Here is a 25,311-nt window from a genome sequence, read left to right as displayed (position 1 = left end):
AGCAGCGGCGGCCCACCGCACCCTCGCGCGGCCGGCGCACGGAGCGGGTCGGTGACCTCCGGCAGGGCCGGCGATCAGGTCGACCGGCCCGGAATCCGCGGCGTGCCACCCCGGGTGCTGGTCCTCACCGCCGCGGTCACCCTCACCGCCCTCATCGCCGCCGTGGTCGGGCTGACCCTGCCGGCCGGGCTCCCGGTCGACGACCCGCTGCCCCCGCCGGCGCGCTACGCCATCGCCGTCGCGGTGCTCGCCCTCGCCCAGCTCGCCCGGCTGCGGTTCCGCGCCGCCGCCGGCATGGTGAGCATCAGCTGGGGCGAGGCGGCGCTGATCATCTGCCTCTATCTGGTGCCCGCCGGCTGGCTTCCCTCCGCGACCCTGCTCGGCGCCGGGCTGGCCTGGACCGTGCTGTCGCTGGTCGGCGAGCGCCGGCCGACGCTGGAGATCGTCCGGATCGCCGCGTCGCTGGCCGCCGCGTCCGCGCTCGCCGTGTCGGTCACCACCGCGCTCGGGCGGCCGATGCTGGCCGCGCCCACGCCGGCGCTGGCCGGTGCCCTGGTCGCCGGCTCGGTGACCTACCTGCTCGTCACGGCCTGGCTCGGTGGGGTCACGCTCGGCCTGCGGCACGGGGTGCCGATCGGGCCGCCGCTGCTCGCGGCGCTGCGCGGCAAGTGGCTGATGTTCGTCGGCAACGTCGCGGTGGGCCTGCTCGTGGTGGTGCTGCTGGAGATCGACCCGCGCTGGTTGTTGCTGCTCCCGCCGCCGCTCTGGCTGCTCCAGCAGACCTACCGGCACCGGCTGCGCGTCGGCCAGGAGCGCCGGACCTGGCGCGCGTTCGCCGACGCGACGGCCGCGCTCAACCAGCTCGACGAGCGGGGGGTGGCCACGGCCGCCGTGACCGGCGCGCTCACGCTGTTCCAGGCCGAGCTGGTCGAGGTGGACGTGGCGCGCGGCGACGGCCGCTGGCGACGCTACCGGGGCGATCCCGCCGGTGGGCTGGTCGACCGGGAGATCGCCGAGCCCGCCGCCGCCGAGCCGGACGAGCACGAGCTGGTGCGTCCGCTCACCGTCGGGGCCGTGCCGGTCGGCCGGCTCCGGGTGCGCTTCCCCCGGTCCGCGCCGCCCGGCGGGCGCGAGCGGGACGCGCTCGCCGCGTTCGGTGAGGCGCTGGCCGCCGCGCTGCACGACGCGGCGACCCACCGTGAGCTGCGGCTCGTCACCGCCCGTTCGTCGTACGAGGCGGTGCACGACCCGCTCACCGGCCTGGTCAACCGGGTGGCCCTGCTGAGCAAGGGGGACCAGGCGCTGCGGCAGCTCGCGCACGACCACCCCGTTGCGCTCCTGCTGCTCGACATCGACCAGTTCCGCGAGGTCAACGACACGTTGGGTCATGCCGCCGGTGACCAGTTGCTGCGGCTGACCGCCAACCGGCTCGGGGCGCTGGCCCGCAACGGTGACCTGCTCGCGCGGCTCGGCGGCGACGAGTTCGCGCTGCTGCTGACGTCGGTCCCGGTGATCGGCGACCGGACCGCCCCGATGGCGTACGCGCTGCGCCAGGCCCGCGAGATCGCCGAGCGGCTGGCCGCGCCGACCGAGGTCGCCGGGGTGCGCATGTCGGTCGAGGTGTCCGTCGGTGTGGTGGTGGCCGACGCGGGCACCGCCGACCTGACCGAGCTGCTGCGCCGGGCCGACATCGCCATGTACCAGGCCAAGGAGGGCGGCGGCAGTGTCGCCCCGTACGACAGCACCCGCGACGCCGCCAGCACCGACCAGTTGGCGTTGCTGGCCGAGCTGCGTGAGGCGCTCACGGTGGACGACCAGCTGGTGCTGGCGTTGCAGCCGGCGGTCGACCTGACCACCGGCGCGCCGACCGGTGTGGAGGCCCTGATCCGGTGGCGTCACCCGCGGCGCGGCTGGCTGAGCCCGGTGGACTTCATCCGCCCGGTGGAGAACAGCGAGCAGCTCGGCACGTTCACCCGGTACGTGCTGGACAAGGCGTTGCGGGTGGCCGCCGACTGGGCCCGCGCGGGGCTGGACATCCCCATCTCGGTCAACCTGTCGGCGCGGAGCCTGCTCGACCCGCGACTGCCGGTGGAGATCGCGGAGGCGCTGCGCCGGCACAAGGTGCCGCCGCACCGACTGGTCCTGGAGATCACCGAGACGGTGGTGATGAGCGAGCTGGAGGTCATCGACGAGGTGCTCGCCACGCTCCGGTCGATGGGCGTGCAGCTCGCGGTGGACGACTTCGGCACGGGGTTCTCGTCGCTGACCTTCCTCACCCGGATCGCCGTGGACGAGCTCAAGGTGGACCGCTCCTTCGTGATCCGGATGGTCGACTCCCCGGAGGCGGCGGCGATCGTCCGCACCACCGTCGGCCTGGCGCACGAGCTGGGGTTGCGGGTGGTGGCCGAGGGCGTGGAGACCGCCGAGCAGCGCTCCGCGTTGGCCGAGCTGGGCTGCACGGCGGCGCAGGGCTACCACTTCTTCAAGCCGATGCCCGCCGACAAGATCGGCGCGGTGCTCGGCACCCTCCTCGACGAGGCCCGCCCCAACGTCTTCCCCCTCCGAGCCGACGGCGCCTCCTGACCCCCGCCGAGCTGCGCGTTGATCATGAAGTTTATGGCGCCGACACGCCGGTCCGGGTGGCGATAACTTCATGATCAACAGGGTGGGGTCGGATGGGATGGTTATGGTCGTCGGGTGAATCGACTCGCCGACGCCACCTCGCCGTACCTGCTTCAGCACGCCGACAACCCGGTCGACTGGTGGCCGTGGTGCGAGGAGGCGTTCGCCGAGGCCCGCCGGCGGGACGTGCCGGTGATCATCTCGGTGGGCTACGCGGCCTGCCACTGGTGCCAGTAAAGTATCAGAAGCATGAGTGGTAGCACGAGCCCCAGTTGCCCCGCAAGGTAGGGTGATCACGGGTCTGTCGAGCTAGGAGGGTCGCGGTGCGCGCATTGACGTCCGAGGAGTCGGGACCTAACGACCTGGAGCTTCGTGGCACCCCTCCCGGGCTGCCGCCGTTCGCCGAGCTGCTGGCTCGCCACCCCGACGGGATCTTCGTCGGCGCCTACTCCCGCATCTCCGACGACTGGCGCAAGAACAACTCGAAGAAGGCCCACGCGTCCGCCTGGTCGGCCGGCAAAGGTGTTGCAAACCAGCACCGCCGCAACGACACGAGCGCCGGACGGCACGGGCTGATCATCGTGCATCGCTACACCGACAACGACATCTCCGCATCGAAGACCGACCTCGTCCGCCCTGACTTCCGGGCCATGCTGCGGGATCTGCGCGCCGGCCGGACCACGACCGGCTACCGCCTGGACGGCATCATCGCCGTCGACCAGGACCGCATCGAGCGCAGTGCGGCGGACTGGGAGAGCTTCGTGGATGCTCTGACCAAGAAGTCCGGTCGCCTCTTCTGGACGCCGTCGGGGTCGATGGACCTCGAAGAAGAGGGCGAGCTGCTGAAGTCGGGCATCCAGTCGCTGTTCAACCGGGTCGAGTCGAAGAAGAAGAAGCGGCGCATTCGCGACTGGCACCAGGACCTCATTCTCGACGGGCTGCCGCACAGCGGTCCGCGGCCGTTCGGCTGGGAAGAGGACAAGATGACGCTGCGCCCGGCCGAGGCCGACTTTCTGGCGTGGGCGATCCGCGAGCGGATCAAGGGCAAGGCGCTGCCGACGCTGTGCGCCGAGGCGAAGCGGCGCGGCCTGACGGGCAGCCGGGGCGGAGAGATCAAGCCGACCACGTTGGCGCAGATGATGACCGCCCCGCGCGTCTGCGGCTACCGGGCCAACCGGGGCGTGCTCGCGGTGGACGGCAACGGTGCGCCGATCGTCGGCAAGTGGGACACCATCGTTGAGCCGCAGGAGTGGGAGGCGGTCTGCGCGACGTTTGGCGCGGGCAGCACCTACCTGCACCGGGGGCCGTCCGCTCCCCGCGTCACCGGCAAGCCGAAGACGGTGAAGTACCTGGCGTCGCAGTTGCTCCGGTGCCTGAATCCCGTCGAGAGTGACGGGGTGCAGCGGCTCTGCAACGGCTCGCTCAACGGGAGTCCGACGCGGTCGGCGCGGAGCCCGTACACCTACAGGTGCAGCGCCTGCAACAAGAACGCGGTGTCCGGGCCGATGGTGGACCGCCAGCTCACGCGGCTGCTGCTGGCCAAGCTGAGCCAGGCGCAGGTCACCTATCGCAAGCCCGAGCTGGTGTGGCCGATGGAGTCGACACTGAAGGACCTGGCGGACCGGCTCGCCGGCCTGGAGCAGCGGTGGATGTCGGGGGTCGTCGACGACGAGCAGTTCTATCGCCTGTCGCCGGGACTTCAGGCTGAGGTGCGGAAGCTGCGGGCCGAGCGCGCCCGGTGGGAAATGGAAAATGCGGCCGGCTCCGAAGAACCGGCCGACATCATCCGCAGGTGGCGCAGTGGCGAATACGATCTCGCTCAGCGCCGGAAGATCTTGTTTGACGTGTTCCTGGCTGTCCAGGTGAAGCCGGGGCAGAAGGGGGTCAAGAGGCCGGACCCCCACCGGCTCAAGCCGGTCTGGCGGCGCTGAACTCGACGCCGAGAAGTTCCCCCAGGGCCGCCCACCGCTCCTCGTCCCACTCCGGCGAGGCTGCTAGGTGGGCGGCTACCCAATCGTCGATCTCGGCGTCCAGGACGTCGTCGAATGGGCCTTGCCGACCGTTGGTCGAAGTGCTCACAGACCGGCCCCGAGGATATCGCCCTCGTCGTCGTGGGGCTCGAACTTGACCTCGCCGGTCTCCATGTCGCAGTAGTGCTCGACGCGGGCCTCGTAGAACGAGGAGATGGCGAGCGCCCAGTCCGCGTCCGGCATGTCCTCGGCCTGCGGGTACTGCGCGATCAGGTCGACCTTGACGAGGTCGGTCAGGATTCGCATCGCGGCCTGCATGTGGCCCGTGGCCTTCAGCCGGCCGAGGTAGCCGTCCTCCTGGTAGCTGAGGGCGCTGGCCAGGTGGGCGAGCGTGCCGTAGAGGATGCCGCGGAGGCAGGAGTTGCAGGCTGCCAGCGGCTCCTGGGTGCCGGTGACCCCGGCGAGGTGGCCGATGACGTCCGGGGGAAGCTGGTTGTCGGTCATGCGCTCTCTCCGTTCAGAAAATCGGCGATGGCGAGGTGTCCCGCCCGAAGGCGCAGGCTCACGGCCTGCCGGCTGACGCCCTGGATGCGGGCGATCTCGTCTTGAGTGAGTCCGTGGTGGTGGTGCAGGCTCAGTGCCTCGGCGATGACGTCGAAGCTGAGCGCGTACAGGGCTGCCCAGGCTCGGGCCATGTCGACGGCCATCGCTTGCGCGTCGGGGTCGCGGGTGTTGGTGGCTTGGCGTGACGTGGGGTCGACGCAGGCGCACCGGCCGCACTGGTCGTGGCCGCCGTGGCGGTGTTCGCAGACCTTGTGCTCGCCGTCGACCGTGCAGCCCTCGTCCCACTGGTCGTCTTGGCAGGTGTGGCCGCAGGTGCCGGCTCCGCGCCGGCAGCGGTCCACCCGGGGCTCCCGGGTGACCCAGGGAGCGTGTCCCCAGGCCACCGGGAGCATCACTGCGACCAGCTCGGGGGAGTAGCGGCCCCGCCAATCCAGCGATCGGTAGGAGCCGGGAGCCCCGACGCTCACGCGTCCTCCAGCGTCGACAGGTAGACGGTGGCGCTGGCCTTCGGTGCCCCGTACTTGACGAGGCCGTTCAACTCCTGGACGAGTCGGAAGGTCAGCAGGCTCGGGTCGAGGCCCTGGAGCCGTTCCTTGGTGGCGGCGAGGATGAATCCCTCCTGACGCAGGTCGTCGTACTCGGCGAGCATGTTCACCGCCCGGTCCCGGTACTTGGCGGCGACGATGGCGGCGGCCGACTCGACCGCGGCTACGGTGTCGGCGTCGTCGAGGACGCTCCAGTCGGCTTCCATAGCAAGAGATTCTATAGCAAGAGATTCCTTAGCAAGATCGGTCACGACACGCTCCTCACCTGAGTACCGGACACCCGAGTGCTGGACCTGGACCAGGCGCCGCACGCCCGGCACTGCCACCGCTGGTACTTCCCGAGCTGCGTGTAGGCGTGCCCCTCCCGACGGAGGTCACCAGCCCCACACTGCGGGCACACGGTCTCGTCGCCGCTGTGAAGCCGGGCGTTCGGAGCCCCCGGCAGCCAGCCACCGAGCCGGTCGTGCAGCTCCTCCAGCAGCACGACGTCCCGCTTGTTGTACTCCTCCATCTCGCGCCAGGCCGACGCCTCACCGGCCATGCAGCGCACCCAGAGGTCGAAGCCGGAGTGCTTGACCTTCCCCTCCAGGCCGAGCGCCGTGCTCACGTGCGCCAGCTTGTTGCTAGGGAACCTGAACTGCTTGCGCACCTGGCGTAGAAGGTCGAGCTGCTGGAACGGGGCCGGCGGCGCCATCTCCGCCAGCAGGAATTCCCGGTTGAGGTGCGGGATGTCGAACGGGCCGCCGTTGTAATGCACCACCAGGTCGGCGGCGCTGAGCGCGGCGTGCGTCTCGTCGAGCATTCCGCGGTGACCCGGGGAGTGGTCGCTGACGAACGTGACCTTCTTGTCGCCGCGCCACTTCCAGGAGACGCTGAGCACCTGGCCGGCGTCGACCAGCCGGTCCAGCGGGATGTTCTCCCGCCAGAGGCTCCAGACGTACGCCAGGTTCGGCGACGTCTCGATGTCGATGTAGAGGGTCTTCACGCCGTCACGACCTTGACGATGTTCTTGACGTTGTGGATCGTCACCGGCTTCGGCGCGTCCTTGTACTCCTCGACGTAGTCCTTGAGGACGCCGGGAACGTACTGCCCCTTGAACTCCTGGCGCTTCCGCCGGCTCGCCCGGTCCGACTCCCAACCCCAGGTCAAGGGGAAGCGTCGGTTCATCTCCTCCTCGGAGATCACCTCACCCGTCGTCTCGTGCGTGTAGAGGTAGTGAGCCCGGGTCTCCCAGTGCTTGTCGCTGGCGTACGGGTCGATGCCCTTGCCGGTCCGCTTGTCGCGGTAGCGGGTGCGGTTGTAGCTCGCGCCCCAACGGGCGCCCTCGGTGCGCTCGATCTGCGCCGTCTTGCCGTTGTACGACAGCAGCTTCCCTAGCACGATCTGCACCGACCGACCGGACATCTGCGGGTAGACCACGGTGTCGCCCGGCTCGATGACGTTGCCGGTGATGTCCTTCAGGACCGTCTCGTCGCTCACGCTGCCTCCTGCATCGGAATGGTCACCACGTACGCCCCCTGGAACTCGGTCACGTCTGCCGCCCGGAAGGGCCTGTCGAACAGCAGCCAGCCGGGGACGCCGTCACGGAAGCCCACGAATCCCCACTCGGCACCGGACGGTGACGTGTAGGTCGTCAGGCCGTCCTCGATGCGGATCTCGCCCTCGGCGGGCCAGCCGGTGCGGATGATCTCCGCGTCGTGGTCCACGATCACCGGGTCGTTCACGCCGGCACCTCGAAGTCCTGGAAGGCGTTGGGGGCGATCCGCTTCAGCTCGATCAGGATCTCCCGGGCGACCTGGTAGAACTCCAGGTCCGCCAGGGGCTCGCCGTTCGCGTCCAGCTCCAGCCGCTTCCTTAGCACGTCGCGCCAGGCGCGCAAGTTGCCGGTGACGAGGATCTTCGTCTCCGTGCCGCCGGGCAGGACGTGACGGGCCGCCTGACGCGCCTCCTTGCGGAGGTAGCCCTGCTCGTTGAGGTCGTCGACCAGCGTCCCGTAGGCGTCGAAGGCGTTCTCCACCGCCTCCTGCATCCAGTACCGCACCGGGTCCGACACGGGAGCCAGGCCCGGGTGCTCGACGAACTCGAAGGCCCCCGCATCCACGTATCGCTGGCTGACCTCGCTGAAGCTGAGGTGCCGGTGGCGGATCAGCTCGTGCGTGAAGTTGCGGGTGACCCCGTCGATGTAGAAGGTCGCCGAGGCGTGCTCCAGGACCGAGAAGTGACCCTTCTCGATGATGTTCGCGACGTAGCCCTTGTTCGTGGCGGTCGCCGGGTTGGGCCGGTTCCACGACAGGTAGCACAGCCGGCCGCCCTGCTCCACCAGCTCGTCCGCGTGGGTCTCGAACACCCACGGCTCAGTCGAGGCGACGGCGTGCGACACGTAGCCGGGGATATCGCGCTCGATGTGGGTGTGGGCGATCAGTAGGACTCGCATCAGGCGTTCCACTCTCCTTCGGGCCAGACGATGCGCTGGACGCCGTGAAGCATCAGCGCGAAGTGACAGTCGCGGCAGGGCTGTCGGGTCACATAGCAAGTGACGGCCTGCTCGGTGTCGGGCAGAAACAGCAGGGCGTTCATCTCGGCGTGCGTCGCGATGCACTCGCCCGTCCCGCTGTCGTAGGGGGCGTAGGGCGGGCACTCCTCGTAGCTGAGCTGACCCCGGGGGCAGGCGCCCTCCAGGCAGCCCGGCTTGCCGGGCATGACGCCGTTGTAGCCGGTGCCGCAGGTGGAGCGGTTGGCTCGCACCAGGACCGCGCCGACCTGACTGCGGGTGCAGTCACCGCGGCGAGCCGCCGCCTGGGCGAGGCCCATGAAGTAGTCGTCGAAGGTGGGTCGGCTCACTGCTGCGCCGCCGGGATGGGCAGCTCGTCGAGCAGGAACAGGGCGTACGCCAGCACGGTCTCGTGCGAGATCCTGTGGGAGCCGAAGGCGTTGTCCGTGCGCAGGTCCTTGGCGACGTTGGCCGCCAGGAACAGCGCCTCCACGCGCGCCGGGTCGAGCGGCTCCAGCTCCTTCTGGGCCGCCTCGTAGCCCTGCTGGAACGCCTCGGCCCGCTCGCTGCCCGGGACCTCCTCGTGCGGACGCAGCTTGGCCCGCAGCTCGGCCACCGCCTCGGGGGTCAGCTCGACGCACTCGGTGACGCCCTTGGCCGTGGTCACCGTGGCCGTGATGGGGGCATCCGGGCCGTAGTCCTCGACGGTCAAAGAGTCGCCGAACTGGTCGATGTGCTCGAAGATCCGGATCATTCCTGTCCCCTCTCAATCAGGGCGTACAGCCCTGCCGTGCCCTCTGCGAGGTAGGTTTCGGTCACGTCGCCGATGCTGAGCTGGACTCCGCGGGCTTGCCGCATCGCGCGGCTGACTCGGGCGACGAACTTGGCGCCCGCGTCGTCCGGGTCGCCCCAGACCCAGACTCGGCTGAAGCCGGCGAGCATCCGCCTGTGGTGGCCCTGCCAGCCCGAGGCGCCGGGAATGGCGACCGCAGGCAGGCCGACCTGGTTGAGGATCATCGCGTCGAACTCGCCCTCGGCGACGTGGATCTCGTCGTCGGCCGAGTGGATCGCCGGGATGTAGAAGACCCGGCTGGGCTCGTCCTCCAGGCTCATGTACTTGCCGTGGCCGTAGTCGCGCCGGCAGTCTTCGTGGCCGGCGATGCACCGGAAGCGGACGCTTACGGCCTGGCCGTCGTGACGCAGGTACGGGATCGCCAGCCAGCCCTCGTACTGGCCGTGGCCGGGCATCGGGTCACTTACGACGCCAAGACGGTTTGTAACCGCCGTTTCTCGGCTGATTCCCCTTCGCAGCAGGAACGCTGCGGCGTCGGAAGTAAGAGCCGCCTGATACCGGCTCACTGCCTCGTCCAGCGCCATCCGCTGAGAGTCCGAGCTGGGCCGCAAGGGCTCGCGCTCGCTCAAAGTTCACCCCCTCCTTCTCCATCAGCAGGGTCCAGACGTCCCCGCCCTTGCCGCACCCGTGGCAGTGCCACAGGCCCTCGTCCAGTCGGACCGAACAGCTCGGGCTCCGGGAGCTGCCCTGCTCCTCGTGGATCGGGCACCAGACCATCTGGATGTTTCGTGGCTTGACCGTGACGCCGTAGTGTTCGAGGACCGCCTCCAGAGAGGGCCGGTCGGCGTCGGCCGGCGCCTCTCTGGCTCGCGGGCGCCAGGCGGTCACGTCGCCTTGGCCCTCGTCTTCTTCTTGGCGGCCTGGGCGTACTTCTCGCACGCCCCGTGTCGTCCGCAGACGATGCAGTAGCCCCGGGCGGAGCCGTCCATGCTGTGTGCGTACGCCGGGTGGCCGCAGCCCTCGGTGGTGCAGAAGCCGTAGCCTCCGCCCTGGCGTTCCTCCGCCGTGGCCCCGAGGCCGCGGACCGGCACGACTCCCCATCGAGTCGGGTCGCCGGGGAGCAAGGTCCCCTGCCACTTGGTGCCGAGAGCCTTGGCTTCGGGCTCGCTGGCGAACGGTCCGAACGCGACCGCCTGTCCGTCTCGGTTGACCACCAGGACGTGCCAGTCCCGGAACCAGAGCATGTCCACGACCTCGCGGATCAGGGCCTTGGCCATGTCGTCGGCGCTGTCGAAGTCGTCGGACTCCAGGATGTCGATGACCGGCTGGACCTCCTCCTTGCGGGGGGTGAACCTCACGATCGCCTCCTTCGCGGCTGTCGCTTCTTCTTCGGTCGCCCGGGGGCGATGACGGTCCGGCCGAGTGCTCGCGTAGCCGGCGGCTCACGCAGGTAGTCGGCCATCTTCTGCGCCTTCGTGTGGTCCTTGAGCCGCCCGATCAGCCGGGTGTTGCAGTAGGGGCAGAGGATGCCCCGCACCGGCCCGGCCTGGCCGTTGGCGTGCTCGTGGTCCAGGTGGAAGACCTCCTCGGAGCCGTCAGGCTTGGTCCGCGGCTTGCGCTCGCAGATCCCGCACCCGCCGCCCTGCTCCTCCAGGATTCGGTCCCACTCGGCGAGGGTGATGCCGTAGACCTTCTCGATCCAGGCCGCGCGGGCGGCCTGCTTGGAGCAGGCCGACCCGCAGAACTTCCGTCGACGGCCCGTGAGCAGGCCGCCGCAGACGACGCAGTCGGTCACCAGAGCAGCAGCGCTGCCGCCGTGGCGCCGACACCGCAGAGCAGGCCCAGGACGGCGCAGACAGCCATGACCGCGACCACGATCGCGGCGTCCCGCGCACTCGGCTTGTTGGGTTCCATAGCAAGTCCTATCAGACGATGACGGAGTAGGCGGCGCTGTTGTACGCCCGGTCGGCGGCGTACATCGTGGAGCCGAGCTGCCAGTCGCTCTCGTCCCAGACCGCGCCCTGCTGCAACGCCTCCTCGGCGGACAGGTTGGCGATGTCGCGGGTGGCGACGGTGACGGCGTACTCGGCGGGGAAGTCCTCGGGGATCTCCACCGCGACGTCCGCGTAGACCTTCTTGATGAAGGTGACGACGATCGTCTTGGTCTTCGGCGCGGTGCTCATTCGCAGTCCTCCTCGGGTCCGTCCTCGTCCCAGCAGTCGATGTCGTTCCAGAGGGCCTGGTTCATCTCCCAGTCCCGCTGCGTGTCGGTCATGGAGTTCCACTCGTCACGGGAGTAGCCGGTGTCGTACTCGTATCCGTAGGTGATGTTCGAGAAGGCCGAAAACTTGAGAACGACGCTCAAGGGGTGTCCTCTCTACCGCGCGTGGAAGCGGGTCAGGTCCGGCTCGGCCCGCATGACGGCGTACCGCCGCGCGGTCGGGTCGGATGGCCCCATGCGCTGCTTGATGCAGGCGATCTTGTAGGCCAGGGTGTTCGGGTCCAGGGCCACCGACAGGGACAGCTCGGGCTTCTCGCTCAAGCCGCCCTTGACCTCGTTGCGCCCCGGAGGGTCGAAGGGCGCCGCCTTGGCGTCCCACGACTTGTCGGAGGCGTGGTGCAGCAGGATCGTCGTGGCGCCGGTCTCGCGAGCGAACGCGGTCGCGTTGCTCATGACGTTCATCTGGACCGTGTAGTCCGCCTCGGCGCCCTCGAAGTCCATCAGGTTGTCGTAGACCACGACCTGCGGGTAGCTGTCCCACAGCTCGACGTACGCCTCCAACTCCTGATCGACCGACGGCCAGTCGAGCTGCCCGAAGGCGAACGTGATCGGCACGGACTCGATGGCGTCCAGCGCCTCCCGCCTCGCCTGGCCACCGCTGAGCATCCGGACCTCGATGGACTCGGTGGGCTCGCCGAGGAACATGCTCGCGATCCGCGACGAGGCGGTGAACGGGCTCATGTCGGCCGAGAAGTAGAGCGTGGGCAGGCCCATCTGAGCCACCCACCACAGCGCGAATCCCGACTTCTGCGTACCGGACCGGCCGGCGACCATGACGACCTCGCCGTGCCGGGGCCGGACCCCCATGTCGTACAAGGGCTGGAGGTCCGGCACCCGGGGCAGTTCGCGTCCAGACTCAGCGTGCAGGCTGAGCGATCTGCCAGGCGTCAGCACTAGAAGCTCGGCACGTCCGCGAGCGCGGCCTGCATCTTGGCCTCACGCTGCTCGTAGTAGGCCGCGGCCTTGTCGTAGTCGGCGTCGCGCGGGAGCCGGAAGACCCAGCTCTTGTTGCCGCCGTTCTTCGGCTGGTAGTGCAGGAGCGTGGCGATCAGGGCCGGCGCGGAGTCGCCGGACTTCTTGGCCTCCTCCATCAGCTCCTTGAGGTCCTTGGCCATCACGGTCGCGTTGATCTCGACGACCTCGACCGACGACGGCTCGCCCTTGTCCAGGGCCTCCTGGGTCCGGAAGGTCGTGACCCGGGTCTTGACGTGGTCCCGGAGGCCGAACTTGCCCTGCACGCCCTCGCGGACGCTCAGCGGCTCGAAGATCAGCGCCAGGTCGGCCGCGTGGTTCTCCGGCCGGAAGAACGGGGGGAGGTCGCCGCCGATCGTGTCCTTCTTAGCAAGTGCCATCAGTTGCCACCCTCCTGGAGAGACTTACCCTTCGCCCGCCACGCGGCCTCGACGACCTCGTTGAGCGGGTTGTTGGTGACCCAGAACCGCTTGAGCTGGTCCACCGTGGTTGCAGCTTCGATTTCGTCCAGCAGCTTCTTGTTGGGGTCCGCCGGAGGCTGTTCCTCCGTGGCGGCGGCCTGCGCCGCGATCCACGGGTCGTTGCCGGCGGTCGCGGCCTTCTCCTGAGCCGACGAGCCGCGGATGACCCGCCCGCCCAGCTCCCGACCGACGTTGGTCAGGGCGTGAAAGAGCTGGTTGGCGTTGTGGATGGCCTCGATCAGCGTGAAGTCACCCTCCAGGCCGAACGCCTCGACGATTCGGTCCCGCAGGGCCGTGGCGGTGTTGCCTCGCACGACCAGCCACGGCTCCTCGTAGCCCTTGCCGGCCTTGAACGAGGCGGTGAAGGCACCGTCCTCCTGCCACGGACTGTCAGTCACGCGCATCCTCCTTCTTGACCCACGGCAGCCGGGCTGCCGAGAATCCGCGCTGCTTGCTGGCCCTGACGTAGCCGGGCTCGACGATCCCGACGTCCGCGAGCACGTCCAGCAGCTTCTTGTACTTGTCCCAGGTCATCGCCTTGTCGATGAACAGGTGGAAGTGCCCAGGGGTGCTCGACGCTACGAGCCGGACTGGCAGGTCGATGTCGAGCACGGGCTTGTGGATCGAGGTACCGGCCACGTCGTAGCCCAGGTCGACCTTCGACGTGATCAGGTTGGCCTCGTCGACATCCGAGGCCGTCTCCGGCGGGTTGCCGTAGCCCGACTCCGGGAAGTCGACGGTGGCCAGCACCTGCCCGGCCAGCGGAAGCTCTCGGCTCTCGCTCACTCCTCCCCCTCCTCCGCGTCCTCTTCCATAGCAAGTAATGCTCCGGGAGACGGGTACGGGCGGAACGCCCGGCGCCCCCGGTTGCGGATGGCCCTGACGTCCTTGGCCAGCAGGAATCCGTCCCAGCCGAGCCGCAGATCCACCCACAGGACCTCGCACGTGCCGGTGCCAGCCGGCGCGTTGATGATGAGGCCCCAGTTGAGGTTCAGGTCGTCCGGCCACGGTGTACGGACCCCGGTCTGCGGGTCGTACTTCTTGCCCCGCCCGTAGCCGGCGAGCTGCATCGCCATCTTCAGGCCGCCGTAGTCCACGCGACCCGTCTTCAGGTCGGTGATCAGGTGGCCGGCGGGCTCCAGGCCGTCCGGGTCCGGGCCGGCGTACCAGCTCATCCGGTCCGGCGTGCCGCCCACCTTGTGCTCGTCGAGCACCACGAAGTGCTCGATCTCCTTGACCTCCAGGTCGATCGTCGCCAGCTTGTACGCGGCGATGTCGGCCAGGTCCTCCTCGGTCGCCTTCGCGGGCAGTGCCTCGCCCTTGTCGGCGTACTCGCTCAGCTCGTGCAGCCAGTCGCCCTGGTCGGCCTTGTCGTTGCCGCCGGCCGCCTTGTGCATCCGCTCCGCGATGGCGTTGAGCTTGTTCTTGTCGCCCCGCTCGTCGGCTTCCAGGATCTCGGCTACCAGGTCGGCCCGCTTGCCCTCTGGCAACTTAGCAAGTCCGACCAGGACGAGTCGCTTACCCCACTTGGTGAGGTTGGTCTTGTCGTCCAGGCAGTCGATGTACGTCGTCATCCGCGTGTACGGCTTCAGCTTGGCCGCCGTGTCCGGCTGCCCGTCCTCGCCGAGCGGGATGATCAGCGGTTGCTTCTTGCCGTTGCGCGGAACGTCCCGGTTGCCGCCGGCCCCGCGCACCCGCTCCTTGTGAGCGTCCAGTCTGGCCAGAGCCATCACCAGCCGCCTTTCCGCACGACCGGGATCATGTACCGGCCGTGCTCGTCCTCCTGGGGCTCGTCGCCGGTCTCCAGGGGGTCCAGCTCCTCGCAACCAGCTCTGTCCACGACGTCCAGGGCCGCCCGGATCTCACTGGGGTCCGCGTCGGGATGGATCAACAACCAGCCCTCCCCGGTCTCGTGGTCCAGGTCGACGCTGACGCGTGCGACTGGGTCCTTCACTGCACCACCACCAACCTCTCGGTGACTTGCTAAGAAACCGTAACAGCCGAACGGGACGGGTGTCGCAGGGCGACCGGAAGGGGTCGTGACGTGCATGTTCGCCTCGCGTCGTCGAGTGGACCTTGGGTGGCGGGCTGACGCTACGAGATCAGCAGGCGAGCCGTCTACAGCCGTGAACGGCCGTCTACAGGTATGAACGAACGTATGACGAACGGGAGTTCGTGTGTTCACGTTCGTGGACGCTTGTTCCCCCGGGTAGACGGCTGACCTGGGGAAACGCTATGGTCTGCTCGCCCCGACCGACGACAGGGAGGCGGAGTCTTGCCTGACCACGAGCTTGCGCGGCTCATCAGTGAACGACATAGCGCGGGCTACTCGTATGCGGACATGGCCGAACGGGGCGGCGAACACCTCTCCAAGTCGTACGTCTACAAGCTCGCCACCACCGACCAGCCGGCCATGCCGAAGCCCGAGCAGATCACCGCTCTCGCGGCAGCCCTAGAGCTGGATGAGGGCGTGGTGATGCACGCCGCGCAGCAGTCCGCCGGCTACCACACCTACGAGACCGAAACGCCCGACACCAAGACCCGCATCCTCATCGCGAACGTCAAGAAGCTCAACGACGAACAGCTCGCCTCCGTGGCCGCGCTGGTCGAGTTCCACCTGCGCAATCTCCCTGAGTGACCAGTCAACGTTCACCCGCCGAGGTATTGCGCCACCAGCCGAATTCCTCCTAACATCCCAGCACCGCCTCTGACCAGGGAAAATGCTTGATCAGCCGTGCGTGCGGAGCACTGTCGCTCCATCTCCGCCCCTCCGCAACAAGGAAACGCAGCGTGAAGGTTATCCAGCGGCACACCGGGGTCACGGCGGTCCCAGTGCCAGACATGGGTGTCATACTCGTCGATCCACTGGCCGGTCACGACACGGCCGTCAACGCGATCCGGGCCATCCTGCCCGCCGCCCACCCCGATGCCGTCGAGCACTGGGTGGAGGCCGTCATCCCTACCGCTCGACCGCTGACGAGCGAGCTACCGCCCGTGGCCATGCAGTACCGGCACGCACCGCCGGCCAGCCTGAAGCCGGGCCGTCACCGCTATCAGCGGCAGCGGCGCGGACCGGCAGCCGACAGGGCGGTGAAGATGGGCGTTCGCGCCGGCTCCCTGGTCGCCGCCTCCGTGCTCGGCGCCGTCGTCGCCCCGATGCTCACGGGCCAGGGGGTCGCCCCGGTCAGCGCCGCTACGGCGTGGAGCAATCCGGTCTTCGAGGCTGTGCAGACGGGCTCGGGCATGAACTGCTCGGGTGTTGACGACGCCGACCTGGTGGCCACCTGCGTAGCCGAAGACGGGGCCGAGATGCAGGTCGAGGCGATGATCGGCCCTGACCAGCTCAGCTTCACGTTCAACTACGAGGCTCCGGACAACGGCAAGCCCCAGCGCAACGTGATGAAGGTGTTCGCCTCCGCGATGGGCGTCGAGAGCTGGAGGGCCATCCACGAAGCCGACCCAGACACCTTCCAGAACCTCATCATGGGCGAGCGGTGGGTGCTCTACGGCACCGACGAGACGCGCCTGCGTCGCTGGGCGCACGGACTGGACAACGACACCGTCCTACCGGCCGACATGACCGAGGCCGCGGTGGCGATGAAACTGCTGCCCGACCCGCGCAAGCCGCTAAGGCTCATCCCTCACCCGAAGACCGTCGGCGACGTCATCCTCCAGGAGGCCGTGCGGATCATCGTCGGAGACGCGAGCGCGACGGTGGCCCTGGAGCCGGAGCCGGTCATCATGCCGGCAGTCCCGGTGATCCCCACGCCGCCGCCCGTATCGACCACGCCGCCGGTTGCGCCTCCGGCGACCCCGCCAACGGCACCGCCCCCTCCGCCCACCGCGCCGGTCACGCCGCCCACGACCCCGCCAGCAGCCCCAACGACCCCACCCACGACCCAGCCGACAACCCCGACGACCCCGCCGGTCACTCAGCCGAGCACGGAGCTGCCTGCGCCCCCGCCGGTCACGACCGACCCGACCGGCGAGGTCCCCAATGGCGAGCCGGTGACCTGGTTGCCGGAGGGCGAAGTTCCCGAGGGCGACCCGGAGAACTGCCCGCCGGCCGAGCCGCCGACCACGGAGCAGCCGGTCGACCAGGAGCCCCCGGCCACGGAGCAGCCCGTGGTGGATGCGCCACCGACCGCGTCAGACCCGCTGAACGACCCGGTCACGGTCCCGGTCGACGAGGCGACCCCGGTGTTCGATGAGGTGGCCAACCCGCCGGCTCCGCCGATCTTCGGCGAGGTAGTCGCCCTGATGGCCAAGCACGGAGGGCTGGCGCACGCAGCCTGAGACACGGAAATGCCCCCGGCATCAGCCGGGGGCTTCTCCGCATTCGGTCAGTCGCGTGCGCCGCGTAGCCGGGTCTTTCGCTCCGGCTCGCGGATGATGTCTGTGTCGACGCCGGGCCGGCGCGGGACCAGCCACCAGCCCTGCTCGGTGTCCGGGTCGTAGTGAACGACGGCGTCCTGCTCCCCGAGGTTGCGCAGCCAGGACTCCAGCTTCTTCGCCCGGCCCGGCGGGATCGCCTCGCCGGCTCGACGTCGGGCCTCGGTGCGCAGCATCTGCAAGATGTGGTTGTAGCGGTGCTGGCGTTCCACCGCCCAGGGGACGAGCGAGGCATCGCGTACGGCGCGCTTCGGCAGCCCGAGCTGGTGGCGCCAGTTGGAGATCGTGCCGAGGCTGATTTCGAGGTTGTACTTGCGCGCGTACTCCTCGACGATCCAGGTGTAGGACTTGCCCTCCTCGTACCAGCGCTTGAACTCATCGCGGTTCACGAGCTTGCTGGCAACCACGCGCACCTACCTCCTAGAATCGGACACTGGTGTGATGTTAGGCGCTATATAGACAGGATAGCAAGTGTGAAGAAGGAAATTACTGTCTGTGACGTCTGCCAAAATCCCAACTTGCCAGTAACGACCTACGAAGTCAGGGCGAACGGCAGGAAAGGGCAGACGGACCGCTGCGACGACCACGGGGCCGAGCTGGCAGCCATTGTCGCCCCGAGCCCGGCGCCCCGGCGTGGCAGGCCCCCGGGTCGGGTCGTGAGCATGGACGAGGTCGAAGCCGCCAAGGCGCAGAAATAGGCCCCCAGCCGCCACAGGGGCAGCCGGGGGCACTATCCGGGCTAGATCAGGCGTCCGTGTCCTCGGACGACTGCGGCTCCGCCGCCAGCCACGGCGCGAAGCGGTCGATGAAGTCCTTCACGGCCGGCACGGTCATCAGCCGGGTCACCAGGGAGGCGACCGCGGTGATGGCCGCGACCGCGGCGCCGAGGTAGGCGTACATCTTGTCGGGCAGGACGCCGTCCATCTCGATCATGACGATCGGCAGGACGACCAGCAGGACGGCGCACGCCGAGACGAACGCCTGGAAAGCGGTGCGGATGCGCTTACGCGCGTCGAGGTCGGTGCTCACGGATCTCCTCTGTCAGAACTTGCCGCTGTTGAGGCGGCGCTGGATGGCCTTGACGACGTCGCTGACCGGGACGGACATGCGCCCGTCCTGCGGGGTGCCCAGGTAGCGCTGGAGCGCGCGGACGGTCTGGTAGACGTGGTTGTCCTGGCGGATGCCCTTGCCGTCCACGGCCAGGCCCGCCTTGATCTTGCTGTTCAGGTGGCGCTGCACCGCCTTGACCAGCGAGGAGACCTCACTGATCTTGCCGTCGACCGGCGTGCCCATCACCTGCTGCCAGCGCCGGATGGTGGCCGGACCGAGCTTGCCGTCCAAGGCGAGCTGCGGCGGCTTCGGCGCAGCCGGCGGCTTCGGGGCCGGGGCGGGCTTGCCGCCCAGGGCGCGGATCTTCGCGGCGATGCGAGCGACCTCGGCCGCGCCCTTGTTGATCTCGAAGTGCATGTCGTCCTTGCGCCCCGAGTAGTCGCCGCCCCAGCGGACGACGCCCTCCAGGAAGGCGAGGATCTTGCGGATCGCGGCGACCTTCGCGGCGCTGAACGTGTTCGCCTTGCCCATCGGGTGAGCCGGCGCGTTCAGGTCGATGGCTGTTCCCGACGCGTGGTTCGACAGCTCGTTCGAGCCCTCGATGTTCTTGTAGAAGTAGCCCCAGCAGTGCCCGTCTACCAGCGGCTCCACGGTGCGGTGGAACTCCGCGGCGACGTACATCAGGACGGTCTCGACGTCGCCGGCCAGGACGCCCTGCGGGAAGTCGACGTTGGTCCCGGGGACCTTCGGGGACACGATGTGGATCTCGGTCTTCGGGCCGGCGTTCCAGCCGTTCTGGGAAGTGCTCACTCAAGACTCCTTAGCAAGTCGGGCGCTGGGTGCGGAGGTGGTCATCAAGCCGGGCGTCACCTGCGGCGCGCTCCTGGCGCTCGACGCGCAGGTCTTCGCGCAGGCCGGCGATCTCCCGGCTGTGCTGGCGCTGCCCCTCGACGAGGGTCTGGACGCCAGCCAGCACGCGATCGACGTCGTCGCGCAGGTTCGTCTCGTGGCTGTTCTGCACCTGGTCGCGGATCTGGTTGAGGTGGCGGCCGTGCCGGCGCTGCATCACCTGCGACACCGCGATGGTCGCCAGGCCGAAGCCGCCGGAGATGAGGGCGGCCTGAACGATCGGGTCCATGCGACTCCTAGAACGCTTGCACTTGGCAGCGGCGCCATTCGTAGCCGCCGGGAACGGGCACCGCGACCCACACGTCAGCCTCGCGCCAGACGGTGCCTGCGGCATCAGATACGCGCAGGCCAGAGGTGGTGCGCGCCGCGAGCGCGCTACTCCAGGCGCCGGCGCCAACGGCGTTCTTGGCGCGCACCCGCACGTAGTAGTCGGTGCTCGGGCTGAGCCCGTCGATGGCCCGCACGCCGTACAGGCGGGCCTCGTCGATCCACAGCAGGTGGGAGCTGGGCGGGGTGCTCAGCATCATGACCGTGACGCCGGCCCCTGCCGCGCCCGCCGGGGCGGTGAGGTCGATTTCGAGATAGGTCCAGGTGTTCGCGGGCACGTCAACGTTCACGCCGGAGGTGCTGAGAAACACGCCGGAGGAGTCGCGCCAGTCGATGCGGAGCCTGACGCTGCGGGCGACCGAGCATCGCACCCACGCCGACCCGCGCAGCGGATCGCCGGGCGAGACGGCCATGACCGCGATGCTGCGGGCCGCAGCCTGCGTCCCCACCCCGTCCGGGGTGAGCAGGATCGAGGAGCCATCACCGTGTGACTGGGCGGTCGACGCGGTGACGGCGCCCTCGGTGGAGTTGGTGAACCAGTCGCTCAGCGCGTCGAAGCTCCTGAGCACCTGGTTGAGCGGCGACGTGGTGCTGATGGTGGACGCCGAGCTGAAGCTCGACGACGTCGACCACTGCACGTCGTAGCCGGTGACGGTTGCGCCGCCGTTGTCTGCGGGGGCGCCCCACAAGACCCCGAGGCCCGTCGCCATGCGGTCCGTCACAACGGGTGCGGCCGGCGCGGTCGGCGCGGTCGCCGTGGTCTCGAACGAGGCCGACCCCGACCAGCCGCTCGTCTTGCCGGCCGTGTTGGTCGCGCGGACGCGGTAGTGGTACCGCCAGGTGTGCTTGAGGCCGGTCACCTGGAGCGACGTACTGCCGCTGGGAAGGGACGTTGTTACCAGGCCGGTCGCGAAGGACGGGTCGTCGGCCCGCTGAAGCTCGTAGCCGCTGATGCTGGCGCCGCCGTTGTCACCCGGCGCGCCCCACGAGATCGTCATGGAGCTGCCGGTGATACCGGACGCTGCGGGGGTGCCGGGCGCGCTCGGGGCGGTCGTCCCGACGGTGAAGGTGGCCGTCCCGGACCACGGGCCGTAGCCAGCGTCGTTGATGGCCCGGACCATCGCGTACAGCGTCTTGCCCTTCGGCAGCCCGGTCGCGCTGTAGCTGGTGCCCCAGGTCGATATGTCGTTGATGACGTACGGGCCGTTGAGGTTGTAGAAGTCGGACCTGTCGGCGACGAGGAGCTGCCGCCGCTCCAGGCCGGCGCCGACGTTGCTCGGCGTGGACCAGGAGATCGTCGCGGTGGTCGGGTCCGAGTCGGTGTGGCCGCTGACCGACGGGGTGCCGGGGGAGCTGGCGAGCCGTGGGATCTGCGGCAGCGCCCAGGTGTCACTGCCCGAGACGCGGTCGCCCTCGTAGCCGGTCATGATGCCGTAGAGGCTGATGTTCGCGTTGCCGGCGCTGTCGTGGGAGATCGTGCGGGTGCCGGACCACACCGCGTGGTCGCGGTCGCGCAGGTCCCCGGTGTAGTTCTTGATCCGCCCGGTGTTCTGGTAGACCGTCACGCCGTTGACCTGGCAGGTGCCGTTGTCGAGCTGCCGGTCAAGCGGGCTGGAGTGGAAGCCCCAGCCGAAGGTGACGTTGACGGTCGAGGTGTTGTTCGCAACGCTCTGACTGGCCAGAGACCAGGTCACATAGATGCCGTTGGACTTCGGGCGCACGGTGCCGGAGGTCGCCACGGGCCACCTCCTTAGATCGGCTGAATCCAGATGGTGTTGGGCTGCGGCGTCGGCTGCGGCGCCTGCACGATCAAGCCGTAGTTGTTCCACTTGGTCGCGTTGGTGACGGTCGACGGGATCAGGTCGACCCACTGCGACCCGTTGTGGTACTCCCACATGCCGCGCGTGACGTTGAGCCCGAGCTTGCCCTTGCGAGGGTTGGCCGGGCGGCCTGCCGTGGTCCACGTTCCGGTGGTGGAGCCGAGGAACTGCCGTAGGTCGGTGATGTAGCCGGCCTGCATCGCGCCCGCGCCGGCCGGGATGTCCAGGCGGGCCAGGGCGATCTCGTGGATGCCGGTGTCGGTCTGTGTCAGCGTCGGCGGTGCCGGCGTCGCGGACGCGGTGCCCTGCTTGACCGTGAAGATCATGTTGTTGTTGGCGCGGTCGAGCCGCAGGATGGCCAGGTCGATCCGGAGGTAGCTGGCGTCGCCGTTGGCGACGGTCACGGGGCCTTCGGTGATCGTGCTGAAGCCCATGAAGCCACGCAGCGTCGCCGTGCCGGCCGCGGCTACGACCGTCATGCCGGAGCCTGCGGAGACCTGGAAGCCGGTGCTGCCCTGGGAGCCGACGATGCCGTCATCAACGGCCTCGCCCATCAGGCGCGAGTAGTCCGACTCCGAGGTGTCCTGAGTGTCGAAGGGGAAGGCGGTGATAGCCACTGGCTACTCCTGCGCGTGAGAAAGCCCCCCGACCCGTGCTGGATCAGGGGGCTTCAGTGGAGGGGGTCAGGCGGTGGGCTCGGGCTCCGGCTCCTCGGGGGAGCGCGATTCGACCGGCGGCGGCTCGCTCAGCGGGGCGCGGACGATGCTGTTCACGGGCCAGCGGACGACGATTCGGTTCATCGCGTCCATCGGGCTGTCGGGGTTGGCCTCGTAGCCCTCGAACAGCATCTCGTTGGTGTCGGTGTCGAGCATCCAGCTCTGAACCCAGGGGCTAATGAGGGTCAATGCCGTACCTCCAGGGGTGTCATTTCTCGGCGAGGAAAGTGATGCCGTCGAACGTCTCGGAACCAGGCGTGCCGACGACCACGGAGACCTTGCCGTCTGGGTAGACGTCGACCCGGGCGGCAACGTTGGACCCGTTCAGCGACGGGAAGATCTTGCGCATGGCGGGCCGGCAGCCCACCGGCAGCAGGAATGAGGGGGTGTTGCCGCTTGTGTCGATCGCGCCGCTGGCCAGCCTGACGACGCCGGCCAGCTCGACAACTCCGCCGGGCCGCATCCGGAAGGCGGCGGTTCCGTAGTCGGAGCCGAGGTTGGCCCAGTTGTTGAGCAGGGTCGGCACTGTCCAGTCGCCCGTCCACCAGATGCCGCGCTGCATCAGCACGGTCTGCGGGGAACCCGGGGTCGCGGAGACGGGGAGGAATTGGAGGTTGCTCCAGCGTTGGGCGAACTTGGCGCCGTTGGCGCCCTTCCAGTCGTCGTGCTTGACCTGCATCCGAACCGACCCCTGCGCCGGCATCCCCGTACAGAAGACCTCCAGGGCGTGCCCGCCGGCCTGCCCGTTGAGGCCGACGATGCGGGCCAGCGTGAACAGCGGCGTCGTATCGAAGCCGCTGCACTCCTCCACCGACAGGGTCGCTCGGGGGGCGTTGAACGCCACCGACGCGCGTAGCCGGATGAAGCTGTGAGCCACGTCCGAGCTGAGCACGAACTCCGCGCTGGCCTTCGCGTTGGAGGCGTCGGCGGGGAAGCTGGCGATGCGGTACCACTGGCCTGCGCTGAGCGGTCCGGCGAACACGACCTCGTCGACCGGAATCGCGTCCCAGCTACCCCAGCCGCCCGATGCGTCGTGGTAGCGGCGCGTCCAGAGCCGGTGGTTGATGTCGTTGAACAGTTGGAAGGAGCGGTACTCGTTGTGGTGGAAGGTCGCCACCGTGCCCAGCGTTGCGGGGCTCCACAGGTTGTCCTGCACCGCCATGAGCGAGGCGCCCTTTGGGTAGGACTGCACTCGTTCCGTCTCGGGGAACGGCGTGGGTATCGCCCGCGCGTATTCGAGGGCGTCGAGCCGGCCGTCGAGCGAGGCGATGTCGTCGTCGGCCTTCTGGCTGGCCGCCGTGACCGCCGCAGGCGTCACGCTGCTGCGTTCCAGGCTCGACACCCGGGAGTCGAGGGCTTGCACCTTCGCCGCCGGGCTGCGGTCGACTGCTGCCGGGTCGCCGAGGGTGACGCCCATGCGGAAGCCGTTGCTGTCGTAGGTCAGCACGTAGCCGGTGATGATGGCCTGCATCTCGACGCCCTGGACGACGACGGTGATGTGGTCGCCGAGGTGCCAGTCGACGCCGAAGGTGGAGTAGAAGTCCTCCATCGGCACGACCTGCACGGCGACCTGCGCGAACCCGCCGGCCTGGAGGGCTTCTTGCCCGGCCTGGATCAGCTCGTCGTTGCCGTCCTGCTGCCGCCGGTCGACGAACACCTCGACGCGCCGGCCCCAGGCGGCTTCGCCGGCCCGGGACTCCGGGCTGCTGACGGCGACGAACTGCCGCTCGGTCAGCCACTCCTCGTCGGTGGCGCCCTCGTTGCGCTCGACGTCCTGGCCGGCGACGATCGCGCGGGTGATGGACGGGGGAGCGGTGGCGACCTTGTGGCCGGCGAGCATGTTGTTGCGGATGTCGAGCCGGATGCTCTTGGTCCGGTCGGTGACGCCGAAGGTGCGGAACTCCAGCTTCTTGCCGACCTGCAACACCTTGAACCCGATGTCGGCGGTGACCGCCAGGTCGCGAAGAAGGCTGCCCAGGACATCGAAGCGAGCGCGCTTGGTGACCACGGGGCCGCGGTGGCTGTTCACGCCGAGCTGGAGCCGCGGATCGCGTCGCGAGCCGAGGTTCGGGTCCGAGCTGGTCGGCGCTGCGGGGCCGATGTTGGCGTTGACGTAGGCGAACATCAGGTCTTCGGCGATGCCCGTGCGGACGTCGTGCGTCTGCGGCTGGTTGGCCGGGTCGAGGTTGGCCGGGTTGGGGAACGCCAGCCGGTCGGCCATGAGCACGTCGTCGGTGAGGCCATTGACCGTCAGCGTCCCGTTCGGGTCCGTGGAGGTGGCCGCGTCCTCGGGCTTGATCGCCGGCCCGGACATCAGGACGTCGCCGTTCTCCAGCGTCACGATGATGCCCGAACCGGGCTGGCGCAGAACGGCGGCGAGCGGGCTCTCGCTGGGCAAGCTGACCGTCCAGGAGCCGACGTTGCGGAACTGGTCCTCGATCGTGAGGGTCAGGTCCTCCAGCGGAATCTGGCCGATGCGGTTGAGGTCCTTGTCGCGGACCTCGACGGTCAGGTGGGTGATGTCCACGTCAGATCACCGCCCACTTCCGGGGGTACCACGTCGCCGTGATCCTGCTGGTGCCCGAGGTGCCGAAGGCCACGACAGTTGCCCGGGACTGGCCCGACGGGATCGGCCAGAGCCTCGGCGCCGGCAGCAGGTCCTCGTAGCGGTTGACGCCGTTCTGGTCGGTGACGAGGGCGCGCGCGGTGTCGACGGTGAGCGTGTCGCCCTGGGCGAGCACGCCGTCCCAGATCCACTGCTCGCCGGTCGGCGAGACGACCTGGAGGGCCTGGTGGGTTGAGTCGCCCGCGATCGGTCCTTCGACCGTCCAGATCGGGTACGCCTTGGCGTCGCCGGGATTCTCGAACAGGATCGACCCGTCGGCGCTGCTGCCGGACAGGCGCAGCATCGACAGCGAGGTGGTGCCCTTGAGCAGGCCCCGCCCGGCGTTCGCCGAGACGATGACCCGACGCATCGGGTAGCGGGCCTGCCAGTACGGCTTGCCGGCCCGCAGGGTAACGATCGTCCGAAGCTCGGTCTCGCCGACGGTGTCCTTGCCGTAGGCGTACCGGCCGCCGCCGACGCGGTGGCAGGTGACGCCCCACTGGTCGCCGTCGTCCTCGACCCACCAGAGCTGGATCTCGCGGGTGAGGATCTTGCTGAGTCGGGCCAGCGTGACCTTCAGTTGGCCCCGGTCAGGGGCGCGTACGTACAGCGGGATGTCGATGTCGCGCGGCTGGATGCGTTCGCCGCGGTAGGTGGCGCCGTCTCCGGCGCCCTCGATCCAGTTCACCGCCACGGGCGGGAGGTCCAGCCCGGTCACGCCGGACAGGGCCTCCACGCCGTAGCCAGTGAGGGAGACGCCGTTGAGATCGAGCGAGTCGTCTGCGGTCTCCAT

The 25,311-nt window shown here is 69.1% G+C and carries 35 protein-coding genes and 1 pseudogene; 5 read left to right on the top strand and 31 right to left on the bottom strand.

Features of this window, described 5'->3' with window-relative positions:
- Positions 1-51 precede the first annotated feature (51 nt).
- The 3 genes and pseudogenes from GA0070620_RS17320 (at position 52) to GA0070620_RS17310 (ending at position 4,553) form a co-directional block, all read left to right on the top strand.
- Entirely contained in the window at positions 52-2,583 is a 2,532-nt protein-coding gene (locus GA0070620_RS17320) for a putative bifunctional diguanylate cyclase/phosphodiesterase (protein ID WP_091592201.1), read from the top strand.
- A gap of 114 nt (positions 2,584-2,697) precedes the next feature.
- Positions 2,698-2,853: pseudogene (locus GA0070620_RS17315) on the top strand (DUF255 domain-containing protein); the annotation flags it as partial.
- A gap of 92 nt (positions 2,854-2,945) precedes the next feature.
- Complete coding sequence (locus tag GA0070620_RS17310) at positions 2,946-4,553, top strand: recombinase family protein (RefSeq protein ID WP_091592199.1); 1,608 nt, start codon at positions 2,946-2,948, stop codon at positions 4,551-4,553.
- 144 nt (positions 4,554-4,697) lie between these two features.
- On the opposite strand, the gene GA0070620_RS17305 is transcribed toward GA0070620_RS17310, so the two are convergent.
- From GA0070620_RS17305 to GA0070620_RS17210, 22 genes are all read right to left on the bottom strand, one after another.
- A complete protein-coding gene (locus GA0070620_RS17305; protein ID WP_091592196.1) occupies positions 4,698-5,096 on the bottom strand; it encodes a hypothetical protein in 399 nt (132 codons plus the stop codon).
- Complete coding sequence (locus GA0070620_RS17300) at positions 5,093-5,623, bottom strand: RNA polymerase sigma factor (protein ID WP_091592194.1); 531 nt, start codon at positions 5,621-5,623, stop codon at positions 5,093-5,095. Before GA0070620_RS17300 ends, GA0070620_RS17305 begins: the two co-directional genes overlap by 4 nt.
- Positions 5,620-5,907, bottom strand: coding sequence for a hypothetical protein (locus GA0070620_RS17295; RefSeq protein ID WP_091592192.1), 288 nt, complete (start codon positions 5,905-5,907; stop codon positions 5,620-5,622). The genes GA0070620_RS17300 and GA0070620_RS17295 overlap by 4 nt, the downstream gene beginning before the upstream one ends.
- Before the next feature lie 41 nt (positions 5,908-5,948).
- Positions 5,949-6,686: a ribonuclease H-like domain-containing protein gene (locus GA0070620_RS17290; RefSeq protein WP_091592190.1), complete on the bottom strand. Its 738-nt coding sequence runs from the start codon at positions 6,684-6,686 to the stop codon at positions 5,949-5,951.
- A complete protein-coding gene (locus GA0070620_RS17285; protein ID WP_091592187.1) occupies positions 6,683-7,180 on the bottom strand; it encodes a hypothetical protein in 498 nt (165 codons plus the stop codon). Before GA0070620_RS17285 ends, GA0070620_RS17290 begins: the two co-directional genes overlap by 4 nt.
- The gene (locus GA0070620_RS17280; RefSeq protein WP_091592186.1) at positions 7,177-7,425 is read right to left on the bottom strand and encodes a hypothetical protein; all 249 of its coding nucleotides are present in this window, start codon (positions 7,423-7,425) and stop codon (positions 7,177-7,179) included. The genes GA0070620_RS17285 and GA0070620_RS17280 overlap by 4 nt, the downstream gene beginning before the upstream one ends.
- Positions 7,422-8,135, bottom strand: coding sequence for an FAD-dependent thymidylate synthase (gene thyX, locus GA0070620_RS17275; protein WP_091598890.1), 714 nt, complete (start codon positions 8,133-8,135; stop codon positions 7,422-7,424). Before thyX ends, GA0070620_RS17280 begins: the two co-directional genes overlap by 4 nt.
- The gene (locus GA0070620_RS17270; RefSeq protein WP_197677463.1) at positions 8,135-8,542 is read right to left on the bottom strand and encodes a deoxycytidylate deaminase; all 408 of its coding nucleotides are present in this window, start codon (positions 8,540-8,542) and stop codon (positions 8,135-8,137) included. The genes thyX and GA0070620_RS17270 overlap by 1 nt, the downstream gene beginning before the upstream one ends.
- On the bottom strand, positions 8,539-8,946 hold the full coding sequence (locus GA0070620_RS17265; protein WP_091592184.1) for a hypothetical protein: 408 nt from the start codon (positions 8,944-8,946) through the stop codon (positions 8,539-8,541). The genes GA0070620_RS17270 and GA0070620_RS17265 overlap by 4 nt, the downstream gene beginning before the upstream one ends.
- Positions 8,943-9,563 carry a toprim domain-containing protein gene (locus tag GA0070620_RS17260; protein WP_231922434.1) on the bottom strand — a complete coding sequence of 207 codons (621 nt, stop codon included), beginning with the start codon at positions 9,561-9,563 and terminating at the stop codon, positions 8,943-8,945. The genes GA0070620_RS17265 and GA0070620_RS17260 overlap by 4 nt, the downstream gene beginning before the upstream one ends.
- Positions 9,445-9,762, bottom strand: a complete 318-nt coding sequence (locus GA0070620_RS34245) for a CHC2 zinc finger domain-containing protein (RefSeq protein WP_231922433.1) — start codon at positions 9,760-9,762, stop codon at positions 9,445-9,447. The genes GA0070620_RS17260 and GA0070620_RS34245 overlap by 119 nt, the downstream gene beginning before the upstream one ends.
- Positions 9,763-9,869: 107 nt before the next feature.
- Positions 9,870-10,343 (bottom strand): hypothetical protein, encoded by a 474-nt coding sequence (locus tag GA0070620_RS33630; protein ID WP_172836450.1) that lies wholly within the window; start codon positions 10,341-10,343, stop codon positions 9,870-9,872.
- Positions 10,340-10,780 carry an endonuclease VII domain-containing protein gene (locus tag GA0070620_RS17250; protein WP_157741653.1) on the bottom strand — a complete coding sequence of 147 codons (441 nt, stop codon included), beginning with the start codon at positions 10,778-10,780 and terminating at the stop codon, positions 10,340-10,342. The genes GA0070620_RS33630 and GA0070620_RS17250 overlap by 4 nt, the downstream gene beginning before the upstream one ends.
- Entirely contained in the window at positions 10,777-10,899 is a 123-nt protein-coding gene (locus GA0070620_RS34055) for a hypothetical protein (RefSeq protein WP_269456543.1), read from the bottom strand. Before GA0070620_RS34055 ends, GA0070620_RS17250 begins: the two co-directional genes overlap by 4 nt.
- A gap of 11 nt (positions 10,900-10,910) precedes the next feature.
- On the bottom strand, positions 10,911-11,168 hold the full coding sequence (locus GA0070620_RS17245) for a hypothetical protein (protein ID WP_091592177.1): 258 nt from the start codon (positions 11,166-11,168) through the stop codon (positions 10,911-10,913).
- Positions 11,165-11,350, bottom strand: coding sequence for a hypothetical protein (locus GA0070620_RS17240; RefSeq protein WP_091592175.1), 186 nt, complete (start codon positions 11,348-11,350; stop codon positions 11,165-11,167). The genes GA0070620_RS17245 and GA0070620_RS17240 overlap by 4 nt, the downstream gene beginning before the upstream one ends.
- 12 nt (positions 11,351-11,362) lie before the next feature.
- Positions 11,363-12,100: an AAA family ATPase gene (locus tag GA0070620_RS17235; RefSeq protein WP_231921828.1), complete on the bottom strand. Its 738-nt coding sequence runs from the start codon at positions 12,098-12,100 to the stop codon at positions 11,363-11,365.
- Between the two features lie 59 nt (positions 12,101-12,159).
- A complete protein-coding gene (locus GA0070620_RS17230) occupies positions 12,160-12,618 on the bottom strand; it encodes a hypothetical protein (protein ID WP_091592172.1) in 459 nt (152 codons plus the stop codon).
- Positions 12,618-13,097, bottom strand: a complete 480-nt coding sequence (locus tag GA0070620_RS17225; protein ID WP_091592170.1) for a hypothetical protein — start codon at positions 13,095-13,097, stop codon at positions 12,618-12,620. The genes GA0070620_RS17230 and GA0070620_RS17225 overlap by 1 nt, the downstream gene beginning before the upstream one ends.
- On the bottom strand, positions 13,090-13,485 hold the full coding sequence (locus GA0070620_RS17220) for a hypothetical protein (protein WP_091592168.1): 396 nt from the start codon (positions 13,483-13,485) through the stop codon (positions 13,090-13,092). The genes GA0070620_RS17225 and GA0070620_RS17220 overlap by 8 nt, the downstream gene beginning before the upstream one ends.
- The gene (locus tag GA0070620_RS17215) at positions 13,482-14,429 is read right to left on the bottom strand and encodes a hypothetical protein (protein WP_197677462.1); all 948 of its coding nucleotides are present in this window, start codon (positions 14,427-14,429) and stop codon (positions 13,482-13,484) included. The genes GA0070620_RS17220 and GA0070620_RS17215 overlap by 4 nt, the downstream gene beginning before the upstream one ends.
- Positions 14,429-14,653 carry a hypothetical protein gene (locus tag GA0070620_RS17210; protein WP_091592166.1) on the bottom strand — a complete coding sequence of 75 codons (225 nt, stop codon included), beginning with the start codon at positions 14,651-14,653 and terminating at the stop codon, positions 14,429-14,431. Before GA0070620_RS17210 ends, GA0070620_RS17215 begins: the two co-directional genes overlap by 1 nt.
- Positions 14,654-15,040: 387 nt before the next feature.
- Between GA0070620_RS17210 and GA0070620_RS17205 the strand changes: the two genes are divergently transcribed.
- Together GA0070620_RS17205 and GA0070620_RS17200 are read left to right on the top strand one after the other, a co-directional pair.
- Positions 15,041-15,337, top strand: coding sequence for a hypothetical protein (locus tag GA0070620_RS17205; protein WP_091592164.1), 297 nt, complete (start codon positions 15,041-15,043; stop codon positions 15,335-15,337).
- A 203-nt stretch (positions 15,338-15,540) separates the two neighbouring features.
- On the top strand, positions 15,541-16,995 hold the full coding sequence (locus GA0070620_RS17200) for a hypothetical protein (protein WP_091592163.1): 1,455 nt from the start codon (positions 15,541-15,543) through the stop codon (positions 16,993-16,995).
- Between the two features lie 47 nt (positions 16,996-17,042).
- Here GA0070620_RS17200 and GA0070620_RS17195 read toward each other — a convergent pair whose 3' ends face one another.
- From GA0070620_RS17195 to GA0070620_RS17155, 9 genes are all read right to left on the bottom strand, one after another.
- Complete coding sequence (locus tag GA0070620_RS17195) at positions 17,043-17,498, bottom strand: hypothetical protein (protein WP_091592161.1); 456 nt, start codon at positions 17,496-17,498, stop codon at positions 17,043-17,045.
- A gap of 337 nt (positions 17,499-17,835) precedes the next feature.
- Positions 17,836-18,120 carry a hypothetical protein gene (locus tag GA0070620_RS17190; protein WP_091592159.1) on the bottom strand — a complete coding sequence of 95 codons (285 nt, stop codon included), beginning with the start codon at positions 18,118-18,120 and terminating at the stop codon, positions 17,836-17,838.
- A 12-nt stretch (positions 18,121-18,132) separates the two neighbouring features.
- Complete coding sequence (locus tag GA0070620_RS17185) at positions 18,133-18,951, bottom strand: M15 family metallopeptidase (RefSeq protein ID WP_091592157.1); 819 nt, start codon at positions 18,949-18,951, stop codon at positions 18,133-18,135.
- 10 nt (positions 18,952-18,961) lie between these two features.
- Complete coding sequence (locus GA0070620_RS17180; RefSeq protein ID WP_091592155.1) at positions 18,962-19,279, bottom strand: DUF2746 domain-containing protein; 318 nt, start codon at positions 19,277-19,279, stop codon at positions 18,962-18,964.
- Between the two features lie 7 nt (positions 19,280-19,286).
- Positions 19,287-21,116 (bottom strand): fibronectin type III domain-containing protein, encoded by a 1,830-nt coding sequence (locus GA0070620_RS17175; RefSeq protein ID WP_091592152.1) that lies wholly within the window; start codon positions 21,114-21,116, stop codon positions 19,287-19,289.
- A gap of 11 nt (positions 21,117-21,127) precedes the next feature.
- Positions 21,128-21,814, bottom strand: coding sequence for a hypothetical protein (locus GA0070620_RS17170; RefSeq protein ID WP_091592150.1), 687 nt, complete (start codon positions 21,812-21,814; stop codon positions 21,128-21,130).
- Between the two features lie 66 nt (positions 21,815-21,880).
- Positions 21,881-22,069: a hypothetical protein gene (locus tag GA0070620_RS17165; RefSeq protein WP_091592148.1), complete on the bottom strand. Its 189-nt coding sequence runs from the start codon at positions 22,067-22,069 to the stop codon at positions 21,881-21,883.
- 52 nt (positions 22,070-22,121) lie between these two features.
- The gene (locus GA0070620_RS17160; RefSeq protein WP_091592146.1) at positions 22,122-24,440 is read right to left on the bottom strand and encodes a siphovirus ReqiPepy6 Gp37-like family protein; all 2,319 of its coding nucleotides are present in this window, start codon (positions 24,438-24,440) and stop codon (positions 22,122-22,124) included.
- 1 nt (position 24,441) lies between these two features.
- Positions 24,442-25,311, bottom strand: coding sequence for a phage tail family protein (locus GA0070620_RS17155; RefSeq protein ID WP_091592144.1), 870 nt, complete (start codon positions 25,309-25,311; stop codon positions 24,442-24,444).

The organism is Micromonospora krabiensis, from assembly GCF_900091425.1.
In the GTDB taxonomy this organism is placed as follows: domain Bacteria; phylum Actinomycetota; class Actinomycetes; order Mycobacteriales; family Micromonosporaceae; genus Micromonospora; species Micromonospora krabiensis.
This window is presented reverse-complemented; position numbering and strand designations above follow the sequence as displayed.

What these genes read in the sequence shown, in the direction of transcription:
- thyX (WP_091598890.1), bottom strand. Translation starts at nt 8,135, where the DNA reads ATGCGAGTCCTACTGATCGCCCACACCCACATCGAGCGCGATATCCCC.
- GA0070620_RS34055 (WP_269456543.1), bottom strand. Translation starts at nt 10,899, where the DNA reads ATGGAACCCAACAAGCCGAGTGCGCGGGACGCCGCGATCGTGGTCGCG.
- GA0070620_RS17180 (WP_091592155.1), bottom strand. Translation starts at nt 19,279, where the DNA reads ATGGACCCGATCGTTCAGGCCGCCCTCATCTCCGGCGGCTTCGGCCTG.
- GA0070620_RS17205 (WP_091592164.1), top strand. Translation starts at nt 15,041, where the DNA reads ATGGCCGAACGGGGCGGCGAACACCTCTCCAAGTCGTACGTCTACAAG.
- GA0070620_RS34245 (WP_231922433.1), bottom strand. Translation starts at nt 9,762, where the DNA reads ATGGTCTGGTGCCCGATCCACGAGGAGCAGGGCAGCTCCCGGAGCCCG.
- GA0070620_RS17230 (WP_091592172.1), bottom strand. Translation starts at nt 12,618, where the DNA reads ATGGCACTTGCTAAGAAGGACACGATCGGCGGCGACCTCCCCCCGTTC.
- GA0070620_RS17200 (WP_091592163.1), top strand. Translation starts at nt 15,541, where the DNA reads ATGGGTGTCATACTCGTCGATCCACTGGCCGGTCACGACACGGCCGTC.
- GA0070620_RS17305 (WP_091592196.1), bottom strand. Translation starts at nt 5,096, where the DNA reads ATGACCGACAACCAGCTTCCCCCGGACGTCATCGGCCACCTCGCCGGG.
- GA0070620_RS17165 (WP_091592148.1), bottom strand. Translation starts at nt 22,069, where the DNA reads ATGCTCGACACCGACACCAACGAGATGCTGTTCGAGGGCTACGAGGCC.
- GA0070620_RS17295 (WP_091592192.1), bottom strand. Translation starts at nt 5,907, where the DNA reads ATGGAAGCCGACTGGAGCGTCCTCGACGACGCCGACACCGTAGCCGCG.
- GA0070620_RS17155 (WP_091592144.1), bottom strand. Translation starts at nt 25,311, where the DNA reads ATGGAGACCGCAGACGACTCGCTCGATCTCAACGGCGTCTCCCTCACT.
- GA0070620_RS17245 (WP_091592177.1), bottom strand. Translation starts at nt 11,168, where the DNA reads ATGAGCACCGCGCCGAAGACCAAGACGATCGTCGTCACCTTCATCAAG.
- GA0070620_RS17265 (WP_091592184.1), bottom strand. Translation starts at nt 8,946, where the DNA reads ATGATCCGGATCTTCGAGCACATCGACCAGTTCGGCGACTCTTTGACC.
- GA0070620_RS17215 (WP_197677462.1), bottom strand. Translation starts at nt 14,429, where the DNA reads ATGGCTCTGGCCAGACTGGACGCTCACAAGGAGCGGGTGCGCGGGGCC.